Below are 9,831 nucleotides of genomic sequence, written 5' to 3'. Positions count from 1 at the left end.
CTGAATGAATGTGCGCCAAAACGTACAAGTTTGGTCACTTTTTATCCCAAGAGTTGTCCGCAGAAATTGGGGATTATTTCTGAACTGTGACCCTTGAAAAATCAGGAAAAAATGCAAAAACGAATGTTTTTTGATCGATTTTATTGGCTAAAAGTTACAGTTTTGCTTAAAAAGAAACCGACTTGTTTCCAAGCCGGTTGAACGAGAACGTTCCAGAGGGTATGAATAACGATAAGATACTGATCTTAAAGTAATATTAAAAACCTGTTATTCCCAAGTAGAAATGTCCTATACAGACATTTCCAAGTCAAGCACAGGATTCAGATTTCGTTGTTGAATCGCTGTTTTCTGTGCTTGTCTACTTGGCATCTTTTGAGAACGATTGCGTTTGTTTTGTTGTTCCAGTTCTTCATGCTGTTGTTGGATATGATTCAGAACAGCACCCAACCGTTTATTCTCAACAATCTCTCGCTGATTCAGCTGACTTAATTTATCGAAGAGGCTGTAATTGATCTTTCGGCCATCATGCATGAGGGCTACAGTACCATCCGGGTATTCCAGGAACTCAAGATACTTACCGATCAACCTTTGATTTTCTTCGGTGTTTTCCAGGAGATATACGCATTTATCATAAGTAATCGTCAGGCTATTCGTGACTCTGCGGGGTTCACGCCAAGTAAAAATATCATCTAATTCTTCGGCTGTTTCAGTGATAGGCCGTTGTAGATTCTTAGGATTAAAAGCCATCTTGGCGAACTTCTGATTGAACTGCTCAATGAAGCAGGGTAGCCAGGCATTCGCTTGCTCAATCGAACAGATACCTTCCAAGCGCATTTCTTTGATCAGACGGTCCTGAAGCGTTCTATTCGCCCGTTCTACACGGCCTTTGGCCTGCGGTGAATTGGCGAAGATGATATCGATATTCAGGGTGCTGAGTACACGTCCAAACTGGGTAATCTTGGTGTCTTTCTTGCTGCTTTGATTCACTCTAAAGACTGAATGTTTGTCGCTGTAAAACGCTAAAGGCTTACCGTGCTGTTCGACATATAAACGTGTTGAAATCATATAGTCAAAAGTTGATTCTGACTCACAGAAGCGTAAATGCTGTAATTTACCTGTGGCATCATCAATGAACACCAGTAGACAGCATTTAGCAGCGCGTCCTTCAAACCAGTCATGGTGTGAGCCATCAATTTGGATCAGTTCACCAAAGCAATCCCGGTTGTAACGAGGCTGATACGGGCGTTTCAGGCGCTTGGATCGAGGAATCCATAAGTCAGCTGCAATCATCCAGGAACGCAGGGTTTCTACTGAAAGATCGAGTCCATGTACGGTGGTGAGCTTTTCATGCGCTAAAGTGGGCCCGAAACCATGGAGTTGGTCAGAAACAATATTGAGGCATTTGAGTCTGAGTTCTTCAGGAAGTTTGGAATTGCTGATTTGGCCACGACCGGCATGGACTAATGCAACTGGACCTTGGGCTTTGTATTTCTGCAGTAAGCGTCTGATCTGACGTTCTGAAATATGAAGTAGCTGAGCAGCATGGGATTGAGTTATGCGTTGATCGCAGATTTCCTGCAAGACCGACAATCGTTTAAGTTCTTTATCCGACATAGACACCAACATATCAAACCGTCCGCTAAGGAAATTGCAGAAGTGCATATTCTAAAAGCGGACATTTTTACTTTGGAGAAACCGGACATTTCTATTTTGGAGTTACACTATGGTTTCGTATAATCTTAATTATGTTAAATCCGATACACCTAACAATGACCAACTAATTTTTAAATCATTTTTTATTTAATGAATTTCTTTGCTTCAGAGTCTAGGCTTACAGCAAGCTTACATAAATAATCCGACTGATATTCCTTAGTTAGAAATTTGGTGGTGTATCAAAAAGTATGCTAAAAAAAAGCAGGTTGAATTTTGATAAAATAGAGAAATGCAAATAACTCTAGAAATCAAATGTCCAACCTGCCTCAGTGACAGTATAAAGATAAATGGTATCAAAGTAGAAGGGAAACAAAACTACCAATGCAAAGACTGCAAACGTCAGTTTATTGGTAAACATGCTCTGAGCTATCTAGGATGTAATTCCGGCATTACTCGTAAAATATTACAGTTAATGGTCAGAGGCAGCGGTATACGAGATATCGCTGAAGTTGAGCGGATTAGTATCGGTAAAGTCTTACGGACTTTAACTGAATCGGCCTATCAAATTCAGCCTAAACAAAGTCATTATGAATATCTCGAAGTAGATGAATTCTGGACTTTTGTTGGAAATAAAAATAATAAACAATGGCTTATTTACGCCTACCATCGAAAAACAGGTGAGATTGTTGCTTATGTTTGGGGTAAGAGAGATTTAGCTCAAATTTAACCTGACAGGCACAATAAAAAATGGGTAACTGTCAGATCAGGTTTGAGCTAGTACAGATTAAAAGAAAAGTTATGCTAAAATCTTGGTGTCAGTAGAAGTCCTATTATTCACATATAAAAAGCACAAATACAAAAATTATTTACAGACTCACTCAAAACTATCTTTCTCTTAAAGCCTCTTGCGCTTTATTAAATGGTTTTATTAGATAATCTAAAATCGTTTTCTCCCCTGTTTTAATATCGACTGTTGCAACCATGCCAGGAGTAATACTGAATTGTTTGCCTGCTTTATTCATCAATTTTCCTGAATCCGTTCGAATATACACTCGATAATAAAATTGATCTTGCTTAACTTCATCTCTCAATGTGTCTGGTGAAATAATTGAAACTTTTCCTTTCAACCCACCATAAATAGAATAATCATAGGCAGTGATCTTCACGAGTGCATCTTGCCCAGGATGAATAAAAGCAATATCTCGCGGTGAAATACGTGCCTCAACCAAAAGTTGTTCATCCAGCGGAACAATTGTCATCAACTTGCCATTTTGAGAAATCACTCCGCCAATAGTCATAACATCAATTTCTTTAATAATCCCTCGTACAGGTGATTTAAAAAGAGTACGATTTAAAGAGTCTGATTTACCTTTTACGACTTGTAATTGCGTTTCGATATCTGTGTTGGCTTTTGCCAACTCTTCTCGAGCTTTTACCAAATATTGATTTCTCACATCATTCATTTGATTGCGCAAATCTGTTGCTTGGCGCTTGAGCCGCAATACTTCGACCTCACTAGCTGCACCTTTCGCTACTAATGGTTCAGTCATTTGCAGCTCTTCTTCAACTAAAATAAGTGCTTGTTGTAAACCTGACAAAGATTCTTCTAGATTAGATCGTCGTGAATGATAGAGTGCTGTTTCTTCTTCAACTAAGTCTCGCTCTTTAAGTACTTCACTCGGAAATTTTAAACTAGTTCCATTAACTTCTGCACGTAGTCGCGCTGCTGTTGCTTGTGATGCTAGTAGTAAGGATGCAGATTCACCAACATTTGATGCAAACCGAGTTGGGTCAAGTTGGGCAAGTACCTGCCCTTCTTGTACGATTTGTCCTTCATGCACATAAAGCTTTGTTAAAATTCCACCTTCAAGAGACTGTACTACTTGCTCTTTAGAAGATGGAATAACTTTGCCAATTCCTGTTGAAACTTCTTCAAGTTTAAAAAGCCATGCCCAGATGAGTAATGACAAAAGACCAATACAAATAATCCAGATAAATAAGCTAGCTCTCGGTAATACAGGTTCTAATTCTTTAGCCTTTACAGTATCACTTTTTATATATTTTCTAATCATGATGCTGTACTCGCTATATTGGTTTGAGTATTACCTAATACTTGCTCTTTAGGACCATGCATAACAATTTTTCCATCATGTATTACAATAATTCGATCCACCAACTCAAGTACTGCTCGACGATGCGTTGCAATGACCAAAGTTTTTTGTCCTAACCAGCCCTTAAGGTTCTCAATCAATTGTTTTTCAGAAACGTCATCTATTGCGGCTGTCGGCTCATCAAGCAATAGAATATTTGGTTGACGAAGTAATAATCGTGATAAAAGTAAAGCTTGACGCTGGCCACCAGAAAAACCAACACCACCTTCTAAAATTTGATGATCTAAACCTTCTTTCTTATCTAATACAAAGTTTAATGCCCCTGTGAGCTTGAGCACATTTAAAAGCTCTTGGTCAGTCGCCAAAGGTGAGCCTAATGTTAAATTTTCACGTAAAGAACCAAAAAACAAATGTGCATTCTGATTGAGTAAGCCCATATCTCGACGTACATCAGTTGGATCAATTAACCCCAAGTCAACCCCATCTAAATTGATTTTCCCTTGAACAGGTTCTTGCATCCCTGATAGCAACTGTAATAGCGTTGATTTACCTGCACCATTACGACCTAAAATCGCAATTTTCTCACCCGCTTGAATTTCAAGTTTAGGAATGATGAGAGTAGGTTTTGCATCGTTTTCACTATATTTGAAGACAATATTATTAAGTTCATAATGTCCATTCAAAACAGGTCTATGAATTAAATGTGCATTTGGTGCTTGGTCAACTGGTTTCTTCATAAGCTCATCTAAACTTGTCTTAGCAACTTTAGCTTGTTGAAAACGCCCTAGAACTCCTGAAATCTGTGCAATTGGTCCAAGCATGCGCGATGATAAAATTGAACAAGCAACTAATGCACCTGTAGTCATTTCTCCTTTCATCACCGCAAAACAACCAACAAGTACAACGATTGCAAAAGTCAGTCCTTGCACTTTCTGGGTCCATGCTCCGACAACACCAACTAACTTACGCTGGCGCATTGAAATATCTGCAGCAGATTCATTCATATGATTCCATTGGTTTTGAAATCGGGATTCCGCACGCAATAATTTAATATCTTCTATACCTTGAACAGCTTCCACCAGTGTTGCATTGCGAATAGCGCCTTCACGCATTCCTTCAGATGCTAATTTTGCCAATGGCTTTTGAATCAAAATTCCAGGAATAATCATTAAAGGTACAACCAAAACCATAACCCAAAACAGATTGCCACCGATCAGCCAGAAAATTGCCAAAAACAAAAAGAAGAAAGGTAAATCTGCAATCGCTGAAATGGTTGTAGAAGTGACTAATTCACGAACACCTTCCAATTCACGTATCTGAGAAATAAACGTACCTGTTGATTTAGATCGCTCTTTATTTTTAATTCTTAAGGCATGACCAAATACCTTATCTGAGATTTTTAGATCTGCACGTTTTCCGATAATGTCTGATAAATAAATACGTGCAACTCGTAAACAAAATTCAAATATTGCAGCAATGAGTACACCACCAGCCAATACCCATAAAGTTGGAACAGACTGTGCAGGAATCACTCGATCATAAACATTCATAGAAAATAGAATGGTCGCCAATGCAAGAATGTTGGCCATTAATGATGCAAACATCACATCCAAATAGCGTTTCCAGTCTTTGAGCACAATTGACCAAAACCAGCTTGGCTCATAAGGCTTTATGTATTCATCAATACGGACATCAGGAATTGATTTCTCAGGTCTTAAAATATAAACATTGTTCACATTTTCTTTTAATAACTCTAAAGTGAGTACCTGTGCTAATCCTTGATCACCACTGAACTGAATATTTGCATTCCCATTGACATCAAGTTGATTCAATACGCCAACTTGTCCATCTTGCATTTGAATTAGAAGCGGTAAACGCCACGGGTTCAAAATATCTTCACTAAATTCAGCTTTTCTTAGGTTCATCCCGATCTGACGGCTCACCAAAATCAAAATATCATCTATTGACTGACTCGGATTCCAATCAAGCTGTAAACGTAAACGCTCTTCAGATGGTTCGATACGATAATGTTTTGCAATTGCTAGAACGGCTTGAAGCCATGGCTGATAATTCATAGTTTTGCTCATGGTAAAATTTCAAACCCTTGAATAGAAGTATTATTTAGTTGATAAAATGCTCTTGAAGCACCAGTAACATAGATATATTGAATTAGGGCCGCGTAAATATCATATCTTGCATTTTCAATTTCCTGTGCAGCAGCATGAATTGCTTGTTCAGAATTCAATAAATCCACCACTGTGCGTGTGCCTAATTTATATTGTTCTTGATACAACTCTTTTGTCCGTGCTGTGGTTTCTTTTCTTAAAGCCAGAACATCCATTTGCTTTTGCTTATTTTCAACCTGTACACGAATGAGTTGTATTTGATCTAAGACGTCTAAATAAACTGTGTTAACTGCTGCTTTTGCTGCTTCTTCCGCATAATTAGCAGAACGGAGTTTTGATCGGGCTGCCCCGCCTTGGAAAAAGTTACTATTCGCTTCCAACATGACAGAGCTATAAAAACCATCATCTTCATTATTATTCGGGTTTTTTCCATTCAACGCTTGATTTAAGCTACCTTTAATATTAATTGTTGGATATGTACTTAGTTTTGTTTGCTCTTTTTGAAATTTAGCGACTTGCACTGATGCCTGAGCTGCTATCATCTTAGGAATTTGAGTAAAGTTTGGGTCATTGTATAAACCAGCATTACGAATGACCGTATCTGGAATATGCATCTTTACATGGGACACATCATAGCCCAACAGCATTTGTAACTTTTGCTGATACTGCTTTAATTGCGTTTCTTGTATGAGTAAATTTGACTGCGCCGCTTCTAAATTTGACTGTGCCTGAATCGGATCTGCCTGACTACTAATACCCGCATTAGCCCGTAAATTGGCGATTTCCGCAATTCGAGCAATTCCTTTAATTTGTTGATTAGCAATGCGAACGATTTCTTGATAACGATTGATATTGACCATCGCATTTGCTGTTTGATATGCAATATCATCAATACTTTCTAATGCATTTGCTTGCTCTTGCAGCAACCTCGCTTCTTCTATATTGATGTCGCTTTTGATTTTTCCAAAGTCATATAAAACCTGTGTCGCAGATAAACTATAAAGTTGTCTTCCCCGTTCGCCAGTCGTTAAGTCAGCTGTACTTATACCACCAGAGATTTGAGGAAAATATTGTGCCTTCGCCGCATCAATGTTTGCACCTTGACCTGCAATAGCCGCAATACTCTGCGTAATTTCTGGTCGACGCTGTAGCGCTTGATGAATTGCATCAAAAAGTGTTAGCTCAGCTTCTGAGTTAATACTTATTTTTGCCATACCTTTAGGTTGCGGTTGAATACCACTCGATTGAATTATTGGCAATGTATCTAAACCTGCCTGCTCACCCCATGAGAATTTGCTCAGTTCTTGAATACTCACTTTATTCATATCAGCAGTTGCCGGCGAAAAAAACTGCTCAATATTTTCTTTTGCTGAGCCCAAATAATGTTTTGGTGCTGCTGCATAACTAGGCGTTATTGGCATATATAGTGGAAGAAACAGTACAAGCCATATCTTTGATATTCTAAAATTCATGATTTAAACATCTTGGTAAATTCATACCGTGTGAGTTTTCGAATGCTGTGTCATAGCATTAAATTGAGTACAGTAATTTGCAGCCATTTTCATTGCAAATTTTAATCTATCTTTGCCTAAAATGAACTCAAGATAAATTCAAATTTAAAATGAATGAAAGGAGCGTTATGTTTGACATAACGCTCCTTGTGAAGGATCAATCTAAAACCAATCCGCCACTTAGCGATTAGCCAATAATAATTTGGTTATTAATTAAATCTTGTAATTCCAATGCGGTCTTACCTTCAATAATTAACAAATCTGCCCAATCATGAGTTATACCACCAGTTGCAGCAGCACCATCACGGTCAATTTTCAATACGGCATTGCCATTACCATCATCTTCAACTTTGATATAGTTAGCAATATCCGATTGATCTACTGAAAGTAGACCTTCAAAGAAATCTGCACCAAACTCAATTTTGTCATTGGCTTCATAATCGACCCATGTATCGGTTCCATTACCACCTGTTGCATCGGCAGCATTTAACACATCAAAAACAATAGTGTCGTCGCCGCGACCAGTGGAAATAGTGTCATTGCCTGAACCACCGTAGATGCGATCATTTCCCGCACCTGCGATAATAAAGTCATTACCTGAACCGCCATAAATGATGTCATTACCGCCTTTAGTTGCAGCATCAGCAGCATCAGCAGCAATAAACTCTTTTAAGTTTTCTTTTACGAAGTCATAGATTTCCTGCTGTGTTGGTTCTGCACCACTCGTCACATTTGCTTTTAAATGCGTAATCAGTTTTGAGTAGCCTGAGTACTTTGGATATTGCAGAGGATCTAGACCCGTAATCCAATCTGTATTCATGGCATCACCAAACAGAATGTCATCACCCGCCCCGCCTTTGACAACATCATTTCCAACATCAGCTGGAACAAAGTTTTCAGATCCACCAATAAGGTAAGCAATTAGTTTATCTGCGTCAGCAATTGCCTGCGCTGTACCATGATTTGTACCACTCCATGTACCAGTAACTTTATTACCGTTTACATCAGTATTATCATAACGTGAGACTGTATCATTACTTACGGAAGAACTCACACCGACTGCAAACACCTTACTAACTTCAGCCAGTGGCTTAAATGCGTTATCCAGTGGTGTCTGATCCGTATTCGGCTCGCCATCAGTAATGTAATAAGTCTGGTTTTCATAACCATTTGACTTAATTGCAGATGAATTAAACCAATCTGTTGCTTCTTTAAAGCTTAGCTCTGGATTTGTACCTCCTCCTGCGGTTAAACCATCACCCTCACCACCTTTACCACTGCCAATATGTTCAAAAATTGCATCAATATTATCGGCAGTAACATCTAAGAAAACTTTATCCCATTTAGACTGATTACCTACTGCACCCGTTGCTGAGAATGTAGAAATCTGTAGATTAATCACCCCATCATGATCTGCCATTTGTGTGATAAAAGCTTTTAAGCCCGCTTTCGCAATTTCCAAACGTGACAACATTCCATTTGGAAGGACTCCTGTCGGACTGTAATCATCCCGACCAGTTATTGGATTTTTAGGTCTTGTACCATCCATTCCAAAATACATGCTTCCAGACAAATCTAGAACTATCGAAACATTGTAATCATGGCCTGCTACAAAATTGGTTTTTAAACCACCTGTATCACCTGCAAGTACATCATTTCCTGTTGTTCCTATTAGACTATCATTACCATTTGTAGTTACTTCCGTAATTGGCTTTTTGGTATCCTCATTGTCACTAACTGATTTACCATTGTTATCAAATGAATCAGCTTTTACATTAATTTGATCTGTCAGACTTTTTAAATCCTCAGGTAATTGAACTTCATAGCTACCATCTGGCTTAACTACTGTCGTTACTGTTACTGGTTTTCCTGTTACTGGGTCATTAATTTGACTACCGGTATGATCTTTGAAGGTCAGAACAACATCACTGCCTACTGGCACATCAGTAGTTTGGCCTTTTACCACTCCATCTTCATTAATTTCGGTAATCTCAAGCGAACCATCAACGCGATCTAGGCCGCCTTGGTCTGGAGTGTTCGGATCATTGTCATGATCTGTCTTGCCTTCAACCGCATCTGTTGCTGGACCTACAGGCTTACCATTACGGTCTGTTGTATTCGCCTCAACATCAACGGATGAACCGTCTGCAATTTCTGCTGGCACATCTGCTTTATAGCTACCGTCTGGCTGAACAATCGCTTCAACATCTTTCGATACTGGCTGGCCGTCTTTGTCAAAGCCTTCAACAGTAATAATTACTTTCTCGCCAGGCTTAACATCTTCGGTTGTACCCGTGATCTTACCTTTGTTGTCAACTTCAACCGTGATCTTGCCATCAACGCGATCTAGGCCGCCTTGGTCTGGAGTGTTCGGATCATTGTCATGATCTGTCTTGCCTTCAACCGCATCTGTTGCTGGACCTACAGGCT

At 39.0% G+C, this 9,831-nt stretch carries 5 protein-coding genes and 1 pseudogene; 1 reads left to right on the top strand and 5 read right to left on the bottom strand.

Translation table 11 applies throughout. From position 1 onward, the window contains the following. Positions 1-288: 288 nt before the first annotated feature. On the bottom strand, positions 289-1,614 hold the full coding sequence (locus ACG9ZB_RS15980; RefSeq protein WP_419326727.1) for an ISNCY family transposase: 1,326 nt from the start codon (positions 1,612-1,614) through the stop codon (positions 289-291). 328 nt (positions 1,615-1,942) lie between these two features. On the opposite strand from ACG9ZB_RS15980, the pseudogene ACG9ZB_RS15975 reads away from it, so the two are divergent. Continuing rightward, positions 1,943-2,377, top strand: a pseudogene (locus ACG9ZB_RS15975) (IS1 family transposase); the annotation flags it as partial. Between the two features lie 160 nt (positions 2,378-2,537). On the opposite strand, the gene ACG9ZB_RS15970 reads toward ACG9ZB_RS15975, so the two are convergent. The 4 genes from ACG9ZB_RS15970 to ACG9ZB_RS15955 all read right to left on the bottom strand — a co-directional run. Then, complete coding sequence (locus ACG9ZB_RS15970; protein ID WP_419326726.1) at positions 2,538-3,725, bottom strand: HlyD family type I secretion periplasmic adaptor subunit; 1,188 nt, start codon at positions 3,723-3,725, stop codon at positions 2,538-2,540. Next, positions 3,722-5,851 carry a type I secretion system permease/ATPase gene (locus tag ACG9ZB_RS15965; RefSeq protein ID WP_419326725.1) on the bottom strand — a complete coding sequence of 710 codons (2,130 nt, stop codon included), beginning with the start codon at positions 5,849-5,851 and terminating at the stop codon, positions 3,722-3,724. The genes ACG9ZB_RS15970 and ACG9ZB_RS15965 overlap by 4 nt, the downstream gene beginning before the upstream one ends. Continuing rightward, positions 5,848-7,362 (bottom strand): TolC family protein, encoded by a 1,515-nt coding sequence (locus ACG9ZB_RS15960; RefSeq protein WP_419326724.1) that lies wholly within the window; start codon positions 7,360-7,362, stop codon positions 5,848-5,850. Before ACG9ZB_RS15960 ends, ACG9ZB_RS15965 begins: the two co-directional genes overlap by 4 nt. Positions 7,363-7,588: 226 nt before the next feature. Beyond that, positions 7,589-9,831, bottom strand: a 2,243-nt coding sequence (locus ACG9ZB_RS15955) for a type I secretion protein (RefSeq protein ID WP_419326723.1), incomplete at its 5' end; no start/stop codon positions are given.

The sequence above is a fragment of the Acinetobacter johnsonii genome (assembly GCF_048551975.1).
Taxonomy (GTDB): Bacteria; Pseudomonadota; Gammaproteobacteria; order Pseudomonadales; family Moraxellaceae; genus Acinetobacter; species Acinetobacter johnsonii_A.
This window is presented reverse-complemented; position numbering and strand designations above follow the sequence as displayed.

Coding starts and splice junctions, on each gene's coding strand:
- ACG9ZB_RS15980 (WP_419326727.1), bottom strand. CDS start 1,614: ATGTCGGATAAAGAACTTAAACGATTGTCGGTCTTGCAGGAAATCTGC.
- ACG9ZB_RS15970 (WP_419326726.1), bottom strand. CDS start 3,725: ATGATTAGAAAATATATAAAAAGTGATACTGTAAAGGCTAAAGAATTA.
- ACG9ZB_RS15965 (WP_419326725.1), bottom strand. CDS start 5,851: ATGAGCAAAACTATGAATTATCAGCCATGGCTTCAAGCCGTTCTAGCA.
- ACG9ZB_RS15960 (WP_419326724.1), bottom strand. CDS start 7,362: ATGAATTTTAGAATATCAAAGATATGGCTTGTACTGTTTCTTCCACTA.